General features: G+C 61.7%; 20 protein-coding genes. 2 read left to right on the top strand and 18 right to left on the bottom strand.

Annotated elements, in window-relative coordinates; translation table 11 throughout:
• Positions 1-13 precede the first annotated feature (13 nt).
• The 9 genes from GJG85_RS29495 to GJG85_RS29455 all read right to left on the bottom strand — a co-directional run bounded on the left by GJG85_RS29495 (position 14) and on the right by GJG85_RS29455 (position 8,984).
• Positions 14-1,030, bottom strand: a complete 1,017-nt coding sequence (locus tag GJG85_RS29495) for a PTS glucitol/sorbitol transporter subunit IIB (protein WP_050011226.1) — start codon at positions 1,028-1,030, stop codon at positions 14-16.
• 44 nt (positions 1,031-1,074) lie between these two features.
• The gene (locus GJG85_RS29490; protein ID WP_062885851.1) at positions 1,075-1,629 is read right to left on the bottom strand and encodes a PTS glucitol/sorbitol transporter subunit IIC; all 555 of its coding nucleotides are present in this window, start codon (positions 1,627-1,629) and stop codon (positions 1,075-1,077) included.
• An 83-nt stretch (positions 1,630-1,712) separates the two neighbouring features.
• The gene (locus GJG85_RS29485; RefSeq protein ID WP_050011227.1) at positions 1,713-2,129 is read right to left on the bottom strand and encodes a transcriptional regulator GutM; all 417 of its coding nucleotides are present in this window, start codon (positions 2,127-2,129) and stop codon (positions 1,713-1,715) included.
• 160 nt (positions 2,130-2,289) lie between these two features.
• A complete protein-coding gene (locus tag GJG85_RS29480) occupies positions 2,290-3,033 on the bottom strand; it encodes an SDR family NAD(P)-dependent oxidoreductase (protein ID WP_204384157.1) in 744 nt (247 codons plus the stop codon).
• A gap of 12 nt (positions 3,034-3,045) precedes the next feature.
• A complete protein-coding gene (locus tag GJG85_RS29475) occupies positions 3,046-4,356 on the bottom strand; it encodes an acetoin dehydrogenase dihydrolipoyllysine-residue acetyltransferase subunit (RefSeq protein ID WP_204384156.1) in 1,311 nt (436 codons plus the stop codon).
• 1 nt (position 4,357) lies between these two features.
• Entirely contained in the window at positions 4,358-5,353 is a 996-nt protein-coding gene (locus GJG85_RS29470; protein WP_062886104.1) for an alpha-ketoacid dehydrogenase subunit beta, read from the bottom strand.
• On the bottom strand, positions 5,346-6,374 hold the full coding sequence (locus tag GJG85_RS29465; RefSeq protein ID WP_235356132.1) for a thiamine pyrophosphate-dependent dehydrogenase E1 component subunit alpha: 1,029 nt from the start codon (positions 6,372-6,374) through the stop codon (positions 5,346-5,348). Before GJG85_RS29465 ends, GJG85_RS29470 begins: the two co-directional genes overlap by 8 nt.
• A 10-nt stretch (positions 6,375-6,384) precedes the next feature.
• Positions 6,385-7,713: a homoserine dehydrogenase gene (locus GJG85_RS29460; RefSeq protein WP_050011230.1), complete on the bottom strand. Its 1,329-nt coding sequence runs from the start codon at positions 7,711-7,713 to the stop codon at positions 6,385-6,387.
• 389 nt (positions 7,714-8,102) lie between these two features.
• Complete coding sequence (locus GJG85_RS29455) at positions 8,103-8,984, bottom strand: sugar-binding transcriptional regulator (protein WP_226238130.1); 882 nt, start codon at positions 8,982-8,984, stop codon at positions 8,103-8,105.
• A gap of 185 nt (positions 8,985-9,169) precedes the next feature.
• On the opposite strand from GJG85_RS29455, the gene GJG85_RS29450 reads away from it, so the two are divergent.
• Together GJG85_RS29450 and GJG85_RS29445 are read left to right on the top strand one after the other, a co-directional pair.
• The gene (locus tag GJG85_RS29450) at positions 9,170-10,015 is read left to right on the top strand and encodes a hypothetical protein (RefSeq protein ID WP_124630513.1); all 846 of its coding nucleotides are present in this window, start codon (positions 9,170-9,172) and stop codon (positions 10,013-10,015) included.
• Positions 10,016-10,038: 23 nt separating this feature from the next.
• On the top strand, positions 10,039-10,626 hold the full coding sequence (locus GJG85_RS29445) for a hypothetical protein (RefSeq protein ID WP_124630514.1): 588 nt from the start codon (positions 10,039-10,041) through the stop codon (positions 10,624-10,626).
• Positions 10,627-10,803: 177 nt separating this feature from the next.
• Here the strand turns inward: GJG85_RS29445 and GJG85_RS29440 are convergent, their stop codons facing one another.
• The 9 genes from GJG85_RS29440 to GJG85_RS29400 form a co-directional block, all read right to left on the bottom strand.
• Complete coding sequence (locus tag GJG85_RS29440) at positions 10,804-11,343, bottom strand: carnitine operon protein CaiE (protein WP_050011233.1); 540 nt, start codon at positions 11,341-11,343, stop codon at positions 10,804-10,806.
• Positions 11,344-11,377: 34 nt separating this feature from the next.
• Positions 11,378-13,033 (bottom strand): MFS transporter, encoded by a 1,656-nt coding sequence (locus GJG85_RS29435; protein WP_050011234.1) that lies wholly within the window; start codon positions 13,031-13,033, stop codon positions 11,378-11,380.
• Between the two features lie 140 nt (positions 13,034-13,173).
• Positions 13,174-14,655 (bottom strand): NADP-dependent succinate-semialdehyde dehydrogenase, encoded by a 1,482-nt coding sequence (gene gabD, locus GJG85_RS29430; RefSeq protein ID WP_089489192.1) that lies wholly within the window; start codon positions 14,653-14,655, stop codon positions 13,174-13,176.
• Positions 14,656-14,690: 35 nt separating this feature from the next.
• Positions 14,691-16,256, bottom strand: coding sequence for a class I adenylate-forming enzyme family protein (locus GJG85_RS29425; protein WP_089489191.1), 1,566 nt, complete (start codon positions 16,254-16,256; stop codon positions 14,691-14,693).
• 83 nt (positions 16,257-16,339) lie between these two features.
• Positions 16,340-17,092 carry an SDR family oxidoreductase gene (locus tag GJG85_RS29420; RefSeq protein ID WP_089489190.1) on the bottom strand — a complete coding sequence of 251 codons (753 nt, stop codon included), beginning with the start codon at positions 17,090-17,092 and terminating at the stop codon, positions 16,340-16,342.
• Positions 17,076-19,520, bottom strand: a complete 2,445-nt coding sequence (locus GJG85_RS29415; RefSeq protein ID WP_204384155.1) for a xanthine dehydrogenase family protein molybdopterin-binding subunit — start codon at positions 19,518-19,520, stop codon at positions 17,076-17,078. The genes GJG85_RS29420 and GJG85_RS29415 overlap by 17 nt, the downstream gene beginning before the upstream one ends.
• The gene (locus tag GJG85_RS29410; protein ID WP_050011239.1) at positions 19,513-20,274 is read right to left on the bottom strand and encodes an N-acyl homoserine lactonase family protein; all 762 of its coding nucleotides are present in this window, start codon (positions 20,272-20,274) and stop codon (positions 19,513-19,515) included. The genes GJG85_RS29415 and GJG85_RS29410 overlap by 8 nt, the downstream gene beginning before the upstream one ends.
• Positions 20,271-20,804 (bottom strand): (2Fe-2S)-binding protein, encoded by a 534-nt coding sequence (locus GJG85_RS29405; protein ID WP_050011240.1) that lies wholly within the window; start codon positions 20,802-20,804, stop codon positions 20,271-20,273. Before GJG85_RS29405 ends, GJG85_RS29410 begins: the two co-directional genes overlap by 4 nt.
• Positions 20,801-21,679 carry a xanthine dehydrogenase family protein subunit M gene (locus GJG85_RS29400; protein ID WP_050011241.1) on the bottom strand — a complete coding sequence of 293 codons (879 nt, stop codon included), beginning with the start codon at positions 21,677-21,679 and terminating at the stop codon, positions 20,801-20,803. Before GJG85_RS29400 ends, GJG85_RS29405 begins: the two co-directional genes overlap by 4 nt.
• Positions 21,680-21,682 lie beyond the last annotated feature (3 nt).

Below are 21,682 nucleotides of genomic sequence, written 5' to 3'. Positions count from 1 at the left end.
CCTCAAGATGTTTTTAGAGAGCAAAGCTGACCACCCAGGCGATCAACACCGAGACCGGCCCCATGATCTGGCGGCTGATCAGTACGGCCGGCACGCCGACGCGAATCGTCTCCGGTTTCGCTTCGCCGAGTGCCATCCCGACCGGCACGAAATCACAACCGACCTGGGTGTCATACGCGAACAGCGCCGGCAGCGCCATATGCGGCGGAATCGTGCCATTGCCGATGGCCGGCCCGATGATTGCCGCGCCGATGACCTGCGCGATCACGGCACCCGGTCCGAGTACGGGCGACAGGAACGGAAGACCGCAGATCGCCGACAGGATCACGAGCCCGACGATATTACCGGCCAGCGGCGAAAGCAGATGAGCGAGCCCGGTCCCCACCCCGGTTGAATTGATCACGCCGATCAGCATCGTCACGAACGCCATGAATGGCAGCACGTTGCGAATAACGGTATCGATCGACTTGCGCCCGCTCGTGAACAGCACGTTCACGACGCCACCCATGCCGCGGCCAACCGAAGTGATCATCCCGACGAAGCCGCCATGGCTTGCCCCGGTTCGCGGTTCCGCCGGCGACGACGTTGCGGCGGATGAGGTGTCGCCGTTCGTCACGGCGGCGCAATGCGCGTCGGCGTTCGACGCGTCGTCGTCAACGGACCGCAAGCTGTTCAATTCGACGCCGGACACGTAGATATCTTCGGTAATGAACTGCGCAAGCGGGCCCGACTGTCCAACCGGACTCAGATTGATGGTAGGGATGCGCTTTCGCGGATATACGCCGCACCGCGCGGTTCCCCCACAATCGATCACGACAGCCGCGATTTCCGATTCGAGCGGCGGATTGCGAAAACCGTCCACGACCGTTGCTCCGGTCAGATCAGCCAACCGCTGTGCCACCTTCGGAATATCTCCTCCGGTCACGGCTACGATCTTGTTGCGCTCCACCGTCGGTGCGATGACGAGTGGGCCGCCCCAGCCGTTGGCCCCCTTTCGTACCTCAACCGCCTTGTACGTACGCGCATCCATTTCGTTCTCCTCCAGGTGATTTCTCGTGTTTTATCGTGTCGAGTTCAAAGCGTGAGGCCTTCGCGCTTCGCGATCATGCGGGTGATCGCTTCGGTCAGCACCCCTTTCAGGAGATTGACGAAAAGGCCGACGCCCAGGTAGAAGAGCGCGAGTTTCGGCAATGAGAACGGTGCGGCATGGGTTTCAGCGAGCTTCGTGATACCTGCTGCCACACCAAGCCAGACGAAAAGCTCGCCCGGATTGCAGTGCGGAAACAAGCCCGTAATGGGGTGACACAAGGACACTGCGGAATCGTAGAACGCTGGTTTGTGACGCTCTTCAAGGAAGACGCCGAACGTGTAGGCCATCGGATTGGTCAGAAAGAACATCGCGAGCAACGGCAACAGCGAATATCGCGTCACGATGTTCTTCGAAAGGAAACGAGCCAATCCCTGAATCCGCTGCTCGCCCACTAGCGCGATGATCGTGTAGACCGCGGTGAGCAGCACAATCAGTGTCGGCAAAATACCTGTAACAAAGCCGACGAACGTCTTTCCGCCTGCGTTGAATACACCGATAAATGCCTCGGCGGCATGAGTAAGAAAATCCAGCGGATTCATGGTTGTCTCCTGATGAAGTTGTGATGTGCGACAGATGCGTCAATCAAAACAGTGCCGCGACCTGCGTGCTGTACGGCGTTCGTCTACTCAATCACGGCACCGATAGGACGGTTCGCGTTCGCGGTTCTGCAAGCCATGTCGAGTGCGTTGCGAAGCGCGTGCCTAAGACGAGGTGCAAGCGCCAAGGACTCCAAATTGTGTTGAAACTCGCCGATCGACCCGCCATTGAATCCGGAAAGCGCCTCGAAACGAGCGAACACAGTCAGTCCAGACATGGCCAATACTTGTCTGACAATGCAATCGTCACCGATGACGACGATCGCAACTGCGCCGCGCCCGATCCGCGGCTTGAACGTCCCCACGCCGAGAAAGCCGTCGCCCCACGTTCGCGCAGTCTTTCTGAGCGTGTCCCGGTAGTAGCGCATATGGGCCCACCCGGCGATGAGCTGCAGCGCCCACGTAACAGCCAAGGCCAGTAAACCGAACCGAACGAGTTCCATTGCATGTCTCCTGCCTCGCACGAACTGCTTTAACAAACGAGACGAATCCGGCGGTTATTTCGCGCCGCCATTTTGAACAAATGTTTATAGCAATAATACAATTGTTCACTTTCAGGTAAATACGGGAAAACGCGACACGAAACCCGCAGCAACGATTCTTCTAACAAAAACCCGAATTGACCTCGATCGGGAACACGAGACCCGAAATGTAGTGTGACGCCTCCGAAGCCAGGAATAGAGCGGCACGCACTGCGGCGGACATGCCGTCATCTCGCCTCGGGATCGACGGCAGCGGGGTCGACTGCAGCAGCACACCGTGTGAGGCGCGGCGAAACTCGTCATATGAGGGTACCGTTGGACAGACGGCATTGACACGGATTCCGTCACCTTTCAATCGCTGCCCCATTGCTTGGGATAGCTGACAGAGTGCCGCGGCACAGGCGTTCTGCCACGCCACGCACCAGGAATCCGCTTCGGCAGTTGGCGCGATATTGACGATCACGCCTCGCTTGACTCGCCGATACTGCAAAGATGCGGCATGGGCGATGTAAAATGCAGCCTTGACGCACTCGGCGTACGCGTGATCGACCTCTCGTTCGTGAATCTCGAGATCGTTTCCCGCATCCAGGCGCGCGCAGCCGTTATGGACGACGATATCGAGTCTCCCGAATTCAAGCACGGTCCGTTCAACCAGATCGACCGCACGCCGCGCCGTGAAGATTTCCGCCGGCGTACTGTCGACATTCGCTTGACAGTCTCCCGTTTCACCCACCAGTTCGAGAACGCGTGTCCGCTGCGTAAGTACCGTTGCGCCGGCGGTACGCAACGCACGGACCACCTCGTCGCCGATGGGGGATGATAGCCCCGTTACCAGCGCGATCTTGCCGTCAAGCTCCAGGTTCATGTATGGCTCCGCCTACCGTGACAGTTGCTCGCCGACGATACCGACCACATCAGCCAGCGCTTCGACGTGCGGCAAATGACCGACGTCTGCGAAGCGGTGCTGCGCAATCCGGCCAGGCAGGCCGTTCGCGTGCGTAATCGAAATGATCTTATCCGACGCCCCCCAGACGACGCGAACAGGCATCGTCAGCGACGCGATGGCTTCTCGCAGATCGATCTTCTGCCGGCCGCCCGGAAAAAACGTCTCCGCGATTGACGCAAGCGTCACACGTTTTGCCTCACTCGACAATTGCTGCTCCGCCGTCGCGATGAACGCTTCGTCGATCACATCGGGACGCGCGACCAATTCCCGCAGCCATGGCGTAAGACTGGTTCGATCAGCAGCTTGCGTCAGCCCGCGCAAGAACGCACCGTTGCATTCGGTGCCCAGCCCGGCTGGTGCGGCCAGCGTCAACGACGACACATGCACCTGGCGCGACGCGCTCAACGCGATCGCGACAGCCGCGCCGAAAGAATGCCCGACGAGATGGCAGTTTGCGACATCTTCGGCCGCCAGCGTAGCGCCGATCGCGTCGACGATTTTCTCCAGTGATGCGGCAGCGTCAGCCGGCGATTTTCCATGTCCGGGCAAATCGATCGACAGGACACCGAGATTCTTGGCAAGGCCGGCGTCGCGCAATGCATTGAAGAACGGGCGCCAGCTGTTCGCCTCGGCCCCGAATCCATGCAGAAGCACCAGCGTCGCCGGACCGCCGCGCTGCAGCCAGACCCGATTGAGCGCGCCTTGCCGGCTCGCGCCGGCCGGCACTTCACGTGAACCACCGTTGCCGACGGCGACGGCGCGCACGTCATTCTCGACGATCCGGCCATGCGGACCGGATCCTTGCAGGCTGCCCAGGTCGATTTCGCTTTCGCGAGCAGCCCGACGAGCGGCGGGCGTTGCACGAATCCGGCTATCGCCGATATGGCCCGACGATGCCGCGGCTGCGACGTCCGCGCGACGATGGACCGAGGGTGCAGCCTCGGCGTCAAGCTCGGCAACGCCTGATGCGGTTGTGCCGGCGTCCTGCTCGATGACGGTCTCGCCATTGGCATAGATCCATGCGATCACGGTTCCGACGGGGACCGTATCGCCGACGCTGGCGGTAATCTGCCGGACCGTGCCACTCGCCGGGGCCTCCACTTCCATCGTGGCCTTGCTGGTCTCGATGTCGAAGATCGGCTCGCCCTGCCTGATCGTGTCGCCATCCTTGACATACCAGGCGGTAATCGTGCCCTCGGTCATGTCCATGTCGACGCGGGGAAGGATCACTTCGGTCGCCATCTCAGCCCCTCCGACCGACAATATGCCGAACCGCCTCGACGATGTCGGGCACCTGCGGCACGGCAGCCTTCTCGAGCTGCGGGTTGTAAGGCAGCGGACAATCCGAGCCGCCCAGCCGGACGATCGGTGCGTCCAGATAATCGAAGGCGTCGCTTTCGCATACGATCGACGCGATCTCGGCGCCTATGCCCAGTTGCTGAACACCTTCGTACACACATACCAGACGCGAAGTCTTGCGTACGCTGGCGATGATCGCCTCGCGGTCGATTGGCCGGATGCTGCGCAGATCGATCACTTCCACGTCGATGCCTTCCTGCTGCAGCGCGTCTGCCGCTTCCAGCGAACGCACGGTCATGATCGAAGTCGCGACGATCGTGACATCCCGCCCCTCGCGGCGAACGACGGCCTTGCCGATCGGCTCGACATAGTATCCCTCCGGCACGATGCCCTTGCTCTTGTACAGGAGCTTGTGTTCGAAGATCATCACCGGATCGGGATCCTCGAGCGCAGCAAGCAGTAATCCCTTCGCGTCATGGGGCGTACTGGGTTGCACCACCTTCAACCCAGGAACGTGCGCGAACCAAGCCTCGAGGCTCTGGCTGTGCTGGGCTGCAGCACCTGTCCCCGAACCGGCCGGAAAGCGCATAACAACCGGCACCGAGACTTCTCCGCCCAGCATGTAACGCATCTTCGCGGCCTGGTTCACGATTTGTTCCATCGCAAGCGTTGCGAAGTCCGAAAACTGGAATTCGTAGATCGGCCGGCAGCCGGTCATGGCCGCGCCGACCGCAATGCCGGCGCCTGCCAGCTCCGCGATGGGCGTGTCCATGACACGTTCCGCACCAAAGCGCTGAAACAGGTCACCGGTCACCTGGAACGCACCGCCGTAGACTCCGATATCCTCGCCCATCAGGAACACGCGCTCGTCTCGCTCCATTGCGATGCCCATTGCCTCATGAATCGCCTGAGCATAAGTCAGTTCGCGCTGGTCACTCATGGTCATTCCCCCCGTTCTCCGTATATACATAGCGCGTCAACTCGGCGATGTCCGGTGCCGGGCTGTTCTGCGCGTAGTCCAGCCCCGCCTTGATTTCTTCCTCGACTTCCGCGTGGATTGCTTGCACCGCTGCGGCGTCGATCAGTCCAAGCTCCACCAACTGCCGCTCGAATTTCGCAATGGGATCCCTTGCGCCCCAGGACTCGATCTCTTCGCGGGTGCGATAGCGGTTCCGGTCGCTCTTGGAGTGGCCGCGAATGCGGTATGTCTCGCACTCGATGAGTGTCGGCCCCTCGCCTTTTCGCGCACGCTCGATCGCGCCTTCAGCCGCCGTCAGCACGTCGCCGAAGCTGTTGCCGTCGACAGTTACGCCGGGCATGTCATACGCAGCCGCGCGCTGCGAGATCCGACTGACGGCCGTCGAACGTTCGACCGACATCGACATGCCGTACCGGTTATTTTCACAGACGAAAATCACCGGCAGCTTCCAGATCGCGGCGAAATTCAGCGATTCATGGAACGCACCTTCATTGTTCGCTCCATCGCCGAAAAAACACACGACAACCGAGTCCTTGCGCCGCTTCTTGATCGACAGCGCCGCGCCGACCGCGATAGGCAAGCCCCCGCCCACGATACCGTTGGCGCCGAGATTTCCGCGGCTCACATCCGCGATGTGCATCGAACCGCCCCGCCCCCGGCAATACCCCGTCTCCTTACCGAAGAATTCGGCGAACATGCGTTTCGGATCCGCACCTTTGCCGATACAGTGGCCGTGTCCCCGATGCGTCGACGTGATGTAGTCCTCATCGGTGAGGAGCATCGTCATCGCGATCGCGGAGGCTTCCTGCCCGATGGACAGGTGCATCGTGCCGTGAATCAGGCCGCGCATGTACGCCTGTTCCGCACTCTCCTCGAATCGACGCACGAGTTGCATCTTTTTCAGCGCGTCACGCAACGCTTGCGCGGAGACGTGCCGATAGACTTCGGGCATTCCTTCGATCTTCTCTGCAACGAATCCCATCATCCTCTCCTCAAGCGGCGGCACGCGCGCCACGGACCATCTCGTCCTGACGCTGGCGCAGTTTGACAATCGGTGCGTTCGCGTCGACCGCGGCGTTCTGGTACGTCAGCAATTCGCCCTTTCGGATTGCTTGGGTGACGATGCCGCCTTCCAGCAAGCCGCATGGAACCGCGCGCTCCGCAAGCGCGTCGTCCGCCGCGATGGCCCACGCGCGGTACGTGAATTCGCCGATCGCGTCGAGGCGGTCACCGACTTTCAGGTCTCGCTTCGCCACCGCGCAAACCTCGACCACCGGAACGGGGAGCGGCCGCATGTCGGCTTTGCCGTACAGGACAGCGCGCGCGCAGCTGAGCGGTACTTCGAGGCTCGTCAGGTGATACGGGCGATAGAACGTGTAATACGGCCCCTTGCCGAGCTTGAGGTCTGCCATGCGCTCGCGCAGGCGAGGATGTGCAAGTTCGGCAACGACGAACACCCCGGGCGCGACGCCCTTTCCGATGGTGTAATCGACTACGCCCTTTTGGGTGAGGATCCCGCCGTCCGCCACCGGACAAAGCACCTCATGCAGTTGGTCGAGCGTGGCCGCGGGACCGTGCATGCCTGCCACATCCGGAATCAGCCCGGTCGCATTTCCGATCGCCGCCATTTCGACCGCGGTCTTCGAACCGTCGACAAACTCCACCAGCATGCGCGGATTCATGTTGCGCGCCTTGGCTTCCGCCATGTAGTCGTCCGGTGTCGCGTCGATATTCAGCGGGTTGTTCTTGCCCTTACCCGCGGCGACGATCGGATAACCGAGCGCGCTGACGAAATCGATCAACTCGATCGTCGAGCTCGGCTCGTCGCCGGCGCCGAGCGTGTACACCACGCCCAGCCGCTCCGCTTCACGACGCAGGTATGCGCCGATGGTCACATCGGCTTCGACGTTCATCATCACGAGATGCTTGCCATGCTCCATGGCAAGCAGCCCGATCTGCGCGCCCACCGCCGGTTTGCCGGTCGCATCGATAACCACGTCGATTTGATCGTTGGTACAGATCGCATTCGAGTCTTGCGTGATGGCGATCGATCCGGCCTCGATCGCCTGCGAAATCCCCGAGCCAGTCTCGACGACGCGATAGCCGTCGTCCGCCTGATTGGCGACTCGAACCGCTTCGCATGCGGCGTCGACACGGAGGTCCGCGATCGCGCCGATCTCGAGACCTTCCATTTGCCGGACCTGGGTCACGATGTCCGTGCCCATTTCGCCGGAGCCGATCAAGCCGATTCGGATAGGTCTGCCCGATTGGGCGCGGGCTTTGAGGTCGGCCGCCAGGCCGCTGGGAATGATGTTGAGCATCGACGATGTCTCCTGGGTAGTGACGCGCGCTTGCGCAGGCATGTGCCCTTAACCCGCGTCTGCAACCTGGATCGCCGCGACGTTCAGTGCACATTTGTTTTTTACAATATCACTTTGTTCACTAAAGGTACAAGCAACCGAGCGGCAAAAAGAGCGCATCTAGGGTTATTCCTAGCGCATGGAAATTTGGGGACGGAAAAAGGAGGAGCCGCGCCAAGGGCTCGTTGACGCGAGCGACAACCCAGCGGCGGGCACTGATACAGAAATTGATGCGGCGCAGCATCACTGCCGTCGCTGCGAATGGGGGGGAGGTGCGAGAGCGCGCTTCTCTCGGCAGTGGGGACGAGCGCGGAGTACGGAAAGGTGACGGGGACCTTTCCGCGCGAAGGTCAGTCCGCTAGTTTCAGCAAGTCCGCTGCGGCGTATTGATCGGTGATCAATACGGACGGTCGCAATAACCTCAGAGCGCCCCCAAGCGCCGGCACCTTGCTAACGCCGCCCGCTGCAAGCACTCGCACCGGTACTTGCTTGACGATGTCGAGCGGCACGGACATCACACGCTCGTTGATGGGATGGTCAACCAGTTGTCCGTTGGCGTCGAAAAAGTTGAAGAGCAGATCGCCCACGGCACCCGCCTTGATCACTGATTCGCGATCAGCATCGCTGATGAACCGCGATCGGTGCGCCGTTGCCTCCGGGCCAGTGCCCGCAGCGCCGAGCACGACCGCATCCAGGGATCTCGCCAGATCGAAAATATCCCGGAGGCCGCAGCGCTCGATGAGCGTGCGCCGGGTCTCCGGGCTATCGACCACCAACGGCGCGGTCATCAGGTAGCAGTCCGCCTGATACAACGTCGCGAAACGCCAAGCGAACTCCGCCGGGTTGAAATGTCGGGCTTTCATGATGCCGCCCAGCAGTGAAACCACCGAGACGTTTTCGACGGGACGCTCACCCATGTACGACAGCGAACTGACAAGGGTGCGCCCCCAACCGACGCCGATTTTCATGTTCGACCGCACCATCGACGACACATATTCGCCAGCAGCCGCGCTCACTGGCGCGGTGGCATCCGCGTCTCGCGCTGACAGCGGTACGACGATCGCTTCCGCGATCCCGAATCGCTCCTCGAGTTGCCGTTCGAGATCCACGCATTCGACCAGGCGATCCCCAATCGAAATTTTTACCTCGTTTCTCTCGCGCGCAGCCGCCAGCAGGCGCACGACCGTCACCCGACCGATGCCGAGTTTCTGCGCGATCTCGTGTTGCGTCATCTCCTCCACGAAGTACATCCACGCCGCGCGCAGCCGCAGTCTGCGCGCTGGGCTTTGTTCGTCGATGGCCTCTTCTCGGTGCTTGGTTCGGGCTCTCGGCACGCTTCCTCCCCTAAATTAACGTGATCAATGACACTGAACAAATGTGCTATCTTAACTTCAAATGTTTCAGTCTCGAGGCAGCCATGGAACCCAAGTCATTGACGCCATCGCACATCGTCCAGGATCTCAGTCAGGTTCGCCTTGCATTGATGGATTGTGCGCGGCAACTTCGATACGCGGCGCGAAACGTCCCCGGCTCTGGGTCCGATTCTCAGCGAACCGCTGCCCGCCGCGCGAACTTGCCGCCGTTGCCGCAATTTCTTGGCTCCGTCGGCCATATCGCGGACACACTGCTCGAAACGGCCGAAACGTATGCAGGTCATGCGATTCCCCCACTGCAGGATCATTGGAAAGCGCCTGTCAGCTTCGACGGCGGCCTGGAACGCATCATTCGCGAATCCGCGGATACAAAGCTGATCCGCCACTGCTCGGCACTTTATTACGCAGCCGCGAAGCGATTCATCCTGCACGCGGGTGCGACGGACGTCCTTATATTTGAACACCGCATCAATGACGCATTCAGCAGCCTGCGCGGCGCGCACAACGTGTTGAAAGGCATAGCGGAAATCCAGGCCGAGGCGTCGCTGGATGAATTTTCCGACGATATCTGCCGCGCGTATTCCCGGCTCACGTTATCGCTCATCGACCGCCATCCGATTCGAAGCGCACGATTCGATGAATTGCCGGATGTCGTCGCGCCGTGGTGGCTGGTATCCGAGCCGAACGTATATGTTTTTCTATTACTCGGTATCACCGGGTGCGCAAGAATTGTTCAGCCTGCAGCGCTTCCGTCCGATCCCGACACGCTGCTTCGTTTCGCGGCCGATCTCGTAGGCGCGTCCGAGTCGCGAATTCGAGCGGCATTGCGATCGAAAAATCCGGACGACGCGATGCAGCGCGAGTTTTCCCGAATTGTCAGCTACCTGTGAAGTCAATGCGCCGGAGAAGCATCTTGGTAGACGAACACGAACCGATCGCAAGGTCCATACATCGCGTATGGCCGGCTCTCGCCAAACTGTCATCTTGCAGACTGCTTCTTCAGCAGTATTGCGACGACTACTCAAAAAATTCCGGCGTGTTGCTCGAGCTCGATGATCGACAGTTCACACAAGCGTTCGTCGCGTGGACTCAAATCCTCGAAGACAGTGAGTTTTACCTACACAAGAACGCGGCTGACTATTTCCAGTTCTGCATCGGCGCGCTGCTCGCCGAACTATTGAAATTCAAAGCCGTCCGAGACACATCGGTGACCATCATTCCACATAAGAAACCGAGCAGCGAAATTGCAGACTGGTGGCCGACCGGATTCGCACTGACTCATTTTTGCGTTGAGCTCGTCAAAAAAGTATCACGGCAGGAATGTGGAAAAGTCGTCGAACCGTCCGAAAAAATCGGACAGCTCAAGATCTGGCAATCGTATCGCGAGAATTTGCTCGAAGAGCCGATGCTGGCCATTGCATATTTCGACGACTTCATGGGCATAACGCCAAACTGGCGCACCCCGTACTATGCTGGTCACCGCACGGCAGGGATCGATTGATTCGTTTGTGAATCGTGCAGTGCGCGCACGTCTACGGCGCACTGCACGGCTACGTCGGTAGTGCCGACAACGAACGATTGCGGCGCTCCGCCGCAAAAGCCGATCGCGACAATCGTCGATCGCCGTATTCCATTCGCGACGGTCGGGGTCTGTCGAATTCCGGCAATATCACTCGGCTCAGCCACCGATCGACATATCGATCCGGCGTATCGTTGCCAAACTCGCTGCCGCGAGTTCGCAGTATCGGTTCGTCGCTTCGACCTTCTCACGCAGTTCCGCGTCGGTCAGTACGCGGACGATACGGGCCGGCACGCCCATGACCAGCGTTTGTGCCGGCACTTGCATCCCTGACTTGACGAACGCGCACGCCGCCACGATGGCGGAACCTCCGACTATCGCGTCGTCCATCACGATGGCGTTCATCCCGATCAGCGCGTTGCGCTCCAGACGTGCGCCGTGTACCACGGCGCCGTGGCCGACATGAGACCGTTCGCCAAGCAAACATGTCATTCCGTGCCCGACATGCAACGTACAGTTGTCCTGTACGTTGCTGTCCTCGCCGACACGAATAGCGCCAAAATCCCCACGTAGCGAGGCTCCGGGCCCAATATAGCAACCGGCGCCGACGATCACGTCACCGATGATGCTCGCACTCGGGTGTACGTAAGCGGACGCATGAACGCGCGGGGCCACGCCTCGATATTCGTATAACGCCATGATCCGCTCGACTCCGTATCGATATGTTGTCTGGTCAGTTTGCGCAGATATCGGTGCCGCGCGTCTCGCGCACGCACAAGATCCCGACGATCAGCGAAGCGGTCGCAATGACGATCGGATACCAGAGGCCGGAATAGATGTTCCCGTTTGCCGCGACGATCGCGAATGCGGAAGCCGGCAGGAATCCACCGAACCATCCGTTGCCGATGTGATATGGCAACGACATCGACGTGTAGCGGATCCGTGTCGGAAAATACTCGACGAGCATGGCCGCGATCGGACCGTAGACCATCGTGCCGTAGATCATCAGGATCGCCAGCAGAAGGATCGCCATCGGCCAATTGATCTTGCCCGGATCGGCCTTCGCCGGATAGCCGTTATCATGCAGCGCACGCTGCAGCGCCCGATCGAAATCACGCCCTTGCATGGCTGCGTCGGCGGATTTTCCATCGTATGACGAAATGATGCTGCCGCCGACGACGATCGCTGCCCTCTCGCCCGGCGCCGCCGGTTCGTTACGGTAGCTCAGCCCAGCTTTCGAGAGCGCACTCTTGGCAATATCGCATGAACTGGTAAAGGTCGCCGTACCGACCGGATTAAACTGGAACGAACACTCGCGAGGAAATGCCTTCACCACAATCGGCGCATTCCGTTGTGCCGTCTCCAGCGCGGGATTGATAAAGTGCGTGAGCCCCTTGAACAGCGGAAAATACGTGGCGGCCGCCAGCGCGAAACCGATCAGGATGATCGGCTTGCGTCCGATTCGGTCGGACAATGAACCGAACACGACATAGAACGGCGCCGAGATCACGAGTGCGATGGCAAGGATCACATTCGACGTCGAGCCCTCGAGCTTGAGCGTCTGCGTCAGAAAGAACAGCGTGTAGAACTGCCCCGTATACCAGACGACTGCCTGCCCCGCCGTCAGCCCGAACAACACGACCAACACCAGTTTGAGGTTCTTCCATTGCCCGAATGCCTCGGCTACGGGTGCCTTCGAGCGACTGCCCTCCGCCTTCATGCGCTCGAATGCCGGCGACTCGTGCAACTGAAGACGGATCCACACCGATATCCCGAGCAGGACGATGGACATCAGGAATGGCACTCGCCATCCCCACGATGCGAACGGACCTTCGCCTGTCGTGGTTCGCACACCCAGAATGACCACCAGCGACAGGAACAGCCCGAGCGTCGCGGTCATCTGAATCCAGGCGGTCCATGCACCGCGCCGGTCATTCGGCGCATGCTCCGCGACATAGGTCGCCGCGCCGCCATATTCGCCGCCAAGCGCAAGCCCTTGAATCATCCGCATCGCGACAAACAGGATAGGCGAAGCGATCCCGATAGTGGCAAAGCCCGGCAACAACCCGATGAGAAACGTCGAGCCGCCCATCAGGACGATCGTCACGAGAAACGTGTACTTGCGGCCTACCAGGTCGCCCAGACGTCCAAATACGATCGCCCCGAGAGGTCGCACCGCGAAACCCGCAGCAAAGCTCAGCAGCGTAAAGATGAATCCCGCGGTCGGGTTGACACCGGAGAAAATATGCTTGCCAATGAACGTCGCCAGCGAGCCCGCCAGAAAGAAGTCGTACCACTCGAATACCGTACCTAACGAAGACGCGAAAACTACCCGTTTTTCGTCACGGGACATCCGCGACGCAGGCACTGCCACATTGACCGTTGACATGTCTAGCTCCTCCAAACCAATGGATTCATCTTTGTTGTTTAACTTTCATTACTGGACTTTATTGTGCGAGATACCTCCATCGAAGCATTCGCGATGAACCGGCACCGAAGCGTCGATGCACCCAGGTGCCGCCCCGAGCGTCAGGCGATTCCGCCCACGCACAGATACTTGAGCTCGAGGTAGTCCTCGATGCCGTACTTCGATCCCTCGCGTCCGAGCCCGCTCTCCTTGACACCGCCGAACGGTGCGACTTCGGTCGAAATCAGCCCTTCGTTGATGCCTACGATGCCGTACTCGAGCGCTTCGGCCACTTTCAGCACGCGGCCGATATCCCGGCTGTAGAAATAGGAAGCAAGACCGAATTCGGTGTCGTTCGCGAGCGCGATCGCCTCGTCGTCGGTACTGAACCGGAAAATGGGGGCGACGGGACCGAACGTCTCCTCGCGAAAGATCCGCATCGACGGCGTCACATCGGCAAGAATCGTCGGCGCGTAGTAGTTGCCGCCCTTCTGGTGCGGCCTTCCGCCGACTACGACACGCGCGCCCTTCGATATCGCGTCGTCGACGTGCTCCACAACCTTCGCGACGGCATGCTCGTCGATCAAAGGACCGATCGCGACACCTTCCTCGAATCCGTCGCCGACACGCATGGATTGCACGGCCACCGACAGTTTTTCGATGAACGCGTCATACACACCGTCCTGAACCAGCAGACGGTTCGCGCATACGCAGGTCTGCCCCGCATTGCGATACTTCGACGCGATGGCACCTTTCACTGCCGCGTCGAGATCGGCATCGTCGAATACGATGAACGGCGCGTTGCCGCCCAGTTCCATCGATGCCTTCTTGACGGTCGACGCGCATTGCGTCAGCAGAATCTTGCCGATTTCCGTCGATCCGGTGAACGAGACCTTGCGGACGATCGGGCTGGCCGTCAACGTTTCGCCGATCTCCGCCGCCGCGCCAGTCACGCACGAGATCACCCCCTTTGGTACGCCGGCACGCTCCGCCAGCACGCAGAGCGCAAGCGCGGAGAATGGCGTCTGGCTCGCCGGTTTCAATACCATCGTGCAACCAGCGGCGAGTGCCGGCCCGATCTTGCGCGTCAGCATCGCCGCCGGGAAATTCCACGGCGTGATCGCAGCGCACACGCCGATGGGTTGCTTCAGCACGACGATGCGCTTGTCGCGCGCATGCCCTGGTATCGTATCGCCATAGGCACGCTTGGCCTCCTCGCCGAACCATTCCAGAAACGACGCGGCATAGCCGATCTCCGCGCGGCTTTCCGCAAGCGGCTTGCCCTGCTCAGCCGTCATGATCGCCGCCAGATCATCCTGATTCTCGATCATCAGCTCATACCAGCGACGCAAAACTGCCGCACGCTCCTTGCCCGTACGCGAGCGCCATTCGGCCAGCACGGCATTGGCGCCGTCGATCGCGCGCAATGTCTCATCTCTCCCCATGCGCGGCACCGTCCCGAGCGACTGCCCCGTCGACGGATTGCGCACGTCGATCGTGCCGCCTTGGTCAGCGTGAACCCATTCACCTGCGATCAGGCACACATTCCTTATCAGTTCAGGATTCCGAAGTGTTATTTGTCCGTTCAATGAAATTGTCGACATCAATACTTCTCCAGTCAGAGGATAGGCGTAACGTGTCAGACGTCACCGTGCTCGGCCGGTTGTACGGCTTCGCGCAATTTGAACCGCATGACCTTCCCCGATCCGGTCCGCGGAATTTCCGTCGTCACATGAATCGCGGACGGCACCTTGTAAGCCGACAGATGGAGACTGCAGTGCGCAAGCAGCGCCGCGACATCCACAGCGCCCTCGGCTCGCTCGACGACGAACACCACCGGCACCTCGCCGAGATGCGCATGTGGCATGCCGACGACCGCGCAATCGTGAACGCCGTCGTACTCGCAGACCACCTCTTCGATCTCGGCCGGTGAGATGTTCTGGCCGCCCCGAATGATTACTTCCTTGAGGCGCCCCGTGATGGTGATATAGCCGTTCGCATCAAAGCGAGCCAGGTCGCCCGTGCGATACCAGCCGTTGCTCAATGCCGCATCGGTTTCCGTTGGCTTGTTCAGGTATCCCTTCATCACATTGGGACCGCGGACGAGTAACTCGCCTTCTTCCCCGACACGGACATCGCGCAACGCAACAGGATCGACGACGCGCGTCGCTACGCCCGGCAGCGGCAGGCCGCACGAGCCGAATACGCGCGCACCGGTCGGCCAGTTCATCGTGACCATCGTCGAGGTTTCGGTAATGCCGTAGCCATCGAGCAGCTTCAGGCCGAACATGTTTTCGAATTCGCGATTCGTCGTGCCCGGCAGTATCGCGCCGGCCGACACGCATAATCGCAGCCCGGGCAGCGAGCCGCGCCCGTTCGCCCGCGCGGATTCGAGCAGGTAGTGGAACATCGTCGGCACGCCCGGCATGACCGTGAAGCGCCCGTCCGACAGCAGCCGCGGGATTTCGCTCGACGAATACTTCTCCATCAGATACGCGGTCGCACCGACTGCGAGCACGCTCAGCACGGAGAAGTTCAGCGCATACGAGTGATACAGCGGAAGTGCGCTCAGCACGCGATCGCTGCCCGTCAGGCCGGCAATCGGGGCCCAGCATGCGGCGGCGACCCACAGCATGCCGTGCGTCGACAGTAGCACGCCTTTGGGCTTGCCGGTCGTTCCCGACGTGTAGATCACGAATGCGGGATCGTCGATCGTGTCCGGATCCAACGGCTCACTCGCGGTGCCGCGCGCCGTCGCGACTGCAAATGGCGTACCGACGACGGGCTGCGACGACCACGACACGGTCACGTATTCCGTGACCGTACCGACAGAAGCACCGACCGCGCGCAATTCCCGCTCGCGCACGTCGCTCGTCACGAGTGCCGTGCAGCTTGCATCATCCAGCCGATACTCGATCTCCGGCGAAGTGGCCTCGTGGTTGATTGGCACGGCGATCGCACCGGCACGAACGCAGGCGAGGCAGCTCACCACCCATTCGACCGAGTTCGGCAGCACGACGGCGACACGATCGCCGGCCTGCACGCCCGCCCGCTGGAAGTGCGTCGCCAGGCGTGCGGTCATCGCGTCCAGTTCCGCATAAGTGACGGACGTCCGTGCGTCCTCGAATGCCGCCTTGTCCGGATTGCGCTCCTTATGGCGCTTGAGCAATTCGTGGACAGGCACAATAAGCTCGGTATGAATCACGTTTGTCTCCTGGAGCGCTGCCGTCGGATTCGGTCGGCGGCGCTGATGTGTCAGTTGTCGGAAGAACGCCGTGGGTTGCGCCGTCAGACCATACTGAAGCCGCCGCTGATGCTGATCACCTGACCGGTAATCCAGCTTCCCTTTTCCGATGCAAGCAGGACCGCCATGGGCGCAACATCATTCGGCTGACCGAGACGTCGAAGCGGATAGAGCTTGACCAGCCGTTCCAGATTCGCCTCGAGAAATTCCGGATCGTGTGCGGTCTCGATCAACCCGAGCGCCAGCGCATTGGCTGTCGTGCCCGAGCGCGTTTCTCGTGCGATCGACTTCATCAGTGCGATATTGGCCGCGCGCGCGGCCGCGCCGATCGCCAGGCCGGATTCGCCGACCCGCGACGAATCGCCCGTGATCGTGATGATTCGGCCGCTGCCTTTCTGACGCTCCAGATGAGGCAACGCCGCATGCGTGCAGTTCAGCGTGCCGTACAGGCAGACGTCGATCTGCTTGCGCCATTCGTCCGGGTGGGAATCGAGAAAGCGCTTGCGGATGACGAGCCCGGCATTGTTGACAAGGATGTTGAGACCGCCGAAGACCTCGACGGTCTCGTCGATCATCTGATCCACGGCCCGACGGTCCGAGATGTCGCAGCCGATCGCCCGCCCTCGCCCACCTTGCGCGCGGATCTCGTCCACGACCGCTTCCGCCGCGGCCTTCGATCCGTGATAGTTGACGACGACACTCGCACCCTCGGCAGCCAGGCCCAGTGCGATTTCACGGCCCACGTCCCGGGCGCCGCCGGTGACGAGCGCGACCTTTCCGTCAAGTCTGAATTCCATCTTGTTGCTCCTTGATTGATTCAATGGGGGATGAATGAATGAGGCGATACAGGCGCTCGGGCGTCACCGGCAATTCCGATATGTCGACGTTCAGCGGCGACAGCGCATCGGCGATCGCATTCGCAATGGCCGCGGGCGAGCCGATCGTCCCGCCCTCGCCCATGCCGCGAAAGCCGCCCAGCGTATTCGGTGCCAGTTTCTCGAGGTGCACGAGATCCAACGTCGGGACTTCCGGTGCCGACGGCAGCAGGTAATCGACCAGGCTCGCGGTCAGCAATTGCCCCTCGGCGTCGTACACAACTTCCTCGAGCAGTGCAGCGCCGATGCCCTGCGCCACGGCGCCACGCGTCTGCCCCGCGACGATCAACGGATTGATCACCCGTCCGCAGTCCTCCGCGATCACGTATTGCCGAACGTGAACGCCATACGTTTCGGGATCGATTTCCACCTGAACGAGATGCGTAGACGAACTTGTCGTGCCTACCACCGGGTCGTAAGCCCGACTGACGCAAAGATCCTCCCGGAACTCCGGCGGCACGCGTCCCATCTGCGAATAGAGCGCCTTTGCCAGATCGGCGAATGACAGACACGCGTCGCTCCAGCGCACGCGAATGACGCTCTCGACCGCGTCGAGATCGCCCGGCGACACGTCGAGCAGATGACCGGCGACGCGCAGCATCCGTGCGCGCAGTTCGCGCGCTGCCAGCATTCCAGCCCCACTGCTGATGACGGCCGTGCGGCTGGCATAACTGCCGGTACCGTGCGGCACGGCGGCACTATTGCCGGTGATCACGCGCAGATCTTCGATGCGCGCGCCGAGTTCGTCTGCCAGCACCTGAGCGAGTGTCGTCTCGTGCCCCTGACCATGCGATGCGCAGCCGAACGATGCCGTGACCGCTCCGGTCGAATCGAGCTGGATCACGCACGTATCGGTGCCGGTGTTGATCGGCATGCCTGGTGATGCCGAAATGCGCGAACCGATGCCGGACAGTTCCGCATAGCAGGCGACGCCGATACCGACCCAGCGCCCTTCGGCACGCGCCTGCGCCTGTGCCTGCCTCGCGGCGGAGTAGTCGAACCGCTCCTTGGCTGCCTCGAGTCCCTCGATGAACGCCGATTGATCCCACACGATGCCGACTGGCGTCCGATACGGGAACTCCTCGGGACGCACAAGGTTGCGCAACCGCAACTCCGTCGGGTCCACTCCGAGACGCTTTGCCGCCAGATCCATCAGGCGCTCCATCGCGAATGTCGAGGTCGGGCGTCCGACGCCGCGATAGGGTCCGGTCGGCGCCTTGGGTGTCGTCACCCCGCGAACGTGTCCTTGATACGCGGGGACCCGGTACGGCCCGGGCAGAAAACTGATGACCTGTACCGGCTCGATGCCGGCGGTCCATGGATAGATCGAATACGCGCCCACGTCGCCGATCACTTCGGCACGCAGGCCCAGAATCCGGCCGTCGCTATCCAGTGCGAGTTCGGCATCGACCCGTTCGTCGAAGGCCTGGCTCGTCGACAGCATGTCCTCGAGCCGATCACCGCTCCAGCGCACCGGGCGCCCGACCTTTCGCGCGAGCACGCATACGAGCATCTCCTCCTGATAGACCGAGGTCTTGCCGCCGAATCCGCCCCCGACATCGGGCGCGATGACCGTCAGCCGGTTGCCCGGCATGTCGAGCAGATCCGCCATCGCGTCGCGCACGATGCCCGGTATCTGGCTCGACGTGTAGAGCGTCAGGGCGTCCCGGCCCGGATCCACTTCCGCGATATAGGTGCGCGGCTCCATCGCGGTCGGCATCTTCCGGTGAAACCGGAACCGGCCGCCAACGGTGACAGGCGCGTTCGCGAACGCTTCGTCGATCTGGCCACGCACGAACCGACGTTCGACCAGCACGTTGCTCGTCAATCCTTCGTGCAGCAGTGGCGCGCCGGGCTGTGCCGCCGCCTCGGCATCGGTCTCGACCGGCAGCGGTTCGTATTCGATCTCGATCGCATCCCGCGCATCCTCGGCCAGATAGCGGCTATCAGCGAGCACCGCGATGACCGGTTCGCCGACGAAGTGCACGACACCGTCCGCCAGCGCATGAATCGGCGTGGGCTGATAATCCGCCATGCGCGATACCGCGACAGCCGGCTTGACGAGGCCAGCCAGATCGGCCCACGCATAGATGCCGAATACACCTTCCATGCCGCGTGCAGCGTCGGCACGCACGGCGCGGATGCGCGCATGCGCCTGGTCGCTGCGCACGATCGCGAGATGAAGTGCATTTCCGGCCGGCCGATCATCGACATAACGTCCGAGTCCGGTGAGCAGTCTCGCGTCCTCGAATCGGCGCACCGGCTGCCCGACAAAACCGCCGCGCGGCTGTTCGTCGATGCCGACATCGGCGTCCGGCGGCGCGCCAGGATCACGACGCGGCTTACTCATACGCGTGAGCCCCCTTGCGAAGCGTCTCCCACTGCTGCGGATCGTGGCCGAAGATCACGCTCGCGCCATCTCGTTCGAGCCTCCGGACCTCGTTGAGAGTTGACAACGCGGCATCCGAGTCCCACGTGTTGCGCGGCATCACTTCGCGCGTCAGATTCTCGCGCAGCGCAACGGCGTCGGCAGCAAGCAGGAAGGCGCCGTCACGCTCCAGTGTCGCGAGCATGCCCATGCTCCCTGGCGTGTGCCCCGGCAACGGGACCAGCAGCATCTTTCCATCGCCGAAGACGTCGCGCTCCCCGTCGATGAGTTCGGTCGGCATCGGATGCTGCCAGTCGGCGGGAATGTAGCCGCGTTGCAGTGCCTCCTCTCCCTGGGCGGCCGCCAGCTCCTTCGCATGACAGAAGAACGTCGCTCTCTTGAAGAACGCATTGCAGCCGCAATGATCGGAGTGCAGATGGGAGTTGACGACTACATCGACATCGTCCGGCCCGAGCCCGAGCGTTTTCAACTCCGAGATGACGTTGTCTTCCGGTCCGGCGATCGGCGTCATGGCCTTCGCCATCGCCCCCCAGCGAGCGGCGGCATCGTCGACGACCTGCGGGTGGCATCCGGTGTCGAACAATACGTTTCCCTGACCATGCCGAAACAGCATGCATGCCACCGGCAGATCGATCGTTTCGCTTCGCTCGGCTTCCGGCAGATAGACACTCTTGCGCATCCGGAGCCGGCCGCCATTCAGAACATGCATCTTCATCGTTGGTTATCCTCGGTTGGCTCGGATCCGGCGGCCTGCCGCAATGCGTCGCGCGCCGTTACGCAAACACGGACGGCTTCGACGATGCCCTGGTAGCCGGTACAGCGGCAAAGATTTCCGGACAGCGCATCGCGAATCTCGTCATCGCTGTCGAGCGGGTATTTCTGCAACGCATCGGTGCAGGTCGCCAGCATGCCGGGCGTACAGAACCCGCACTGAAGGCCATGATGTTCACGGAACGCCTCCTGCAGCGGGCTCAGCGAATCGGGCGTGCCCATGCTCTCCACGGTACGCACGTCGCAACCGTCGGCCGAGATCGCCAGCATCAGGCAGGACCGCACGCTATCGCCGTCGACGATCACCGTGCAAGCCCCGCATACGCCGTGCTCGCAACCGACGTGCGTGCCGGTCAGCGACAGGTCGTGTCGCAAGAAATCGGACAGAAGCAGGCGCGGTTCGATGCTGCGCTCGACGACCGTGCCATTGACGATCATCCAGACGGGCTTGCGGGCAATGTGATGTTCGTTCATTGCGCGACTCCTGAAGCACGGCGCCATGCGCTGCGTATCGCGCGCCGCGCGAGCACCCCCGCGAGATGGCGGCGGTACGCCGGCGAAGCATGCAGATCCATGGCGGGAGACAGTCCGTCACACGCGATTTCCGCCGCCTCATCCACGAGCGCGTCGCACAACGGCTTGCCGAGCAGGATCGCTTCCGAGTCACTGCGCCGCAACGGCGTGTCGCCTACTCCCATCATCGCGACGCGCGCATCGTGGATCACGCCGTCGCGGACATCCAGCAGTACGCCCACGGCGGCCAGCGCAAAGTCGCCTGCGCGACGCGAGAATTCCTCGAAACACCAGCCGGTCCCGGGCTTCACGCCCGGAAAATCGACGCGAACGACCATCTCGTCATCGTCGAGCATCGTCGTGAGTGGCGCGATGAAGAAATCGGCCGCCGCAATCCTGCGCTCGCCGCGGGGCGAACGCGTGACGATCGTCGCATCCAGCAATCGCGCCAGCATCGGCAACTCCGCGGCCGGATCGGCATGCGACAGGCTTCCGCCGATCGTGCCGCGATTCCGGATCGCGAGGTGGGCGACATGGCGCATCGTGTCAGGAATGATCGGAAAATGTCGGGCAACCTGGCGCGACGTCTCGAGCACGCGGTGACGCGTCAGCGCACCCACCGCGAGTCCGCCGTCCTCACGCTCGCGCACGTAGTCGAGCTCGACCAGTTTGCGGATGTCGACGATCAGCGCGGGACGCACCACCCGAAAATTCAGCATCGGCATCAGGCTTTGGCCGCCGGCCATCAATTTCGCATCGCCGCGGCAGGCCGCCAGCGCGGCGATCGCCTCGTCGACGGAGTCCGGGCAACAATAGTCAAACGGTGCCGGTTTCATCGG

This window comes from Burkholderia sp. MS389, assembly GCF_016899425.1.
GTDB lineage: Bacteria > Pseudomonadota > Gammaproteobacteria > Burkholderiales > Burkholderiaceae > Burkholderia > Burkholderia sola.
This window is presented reverse-complemented; position numbering and strand designations above follow the sequence as displayed.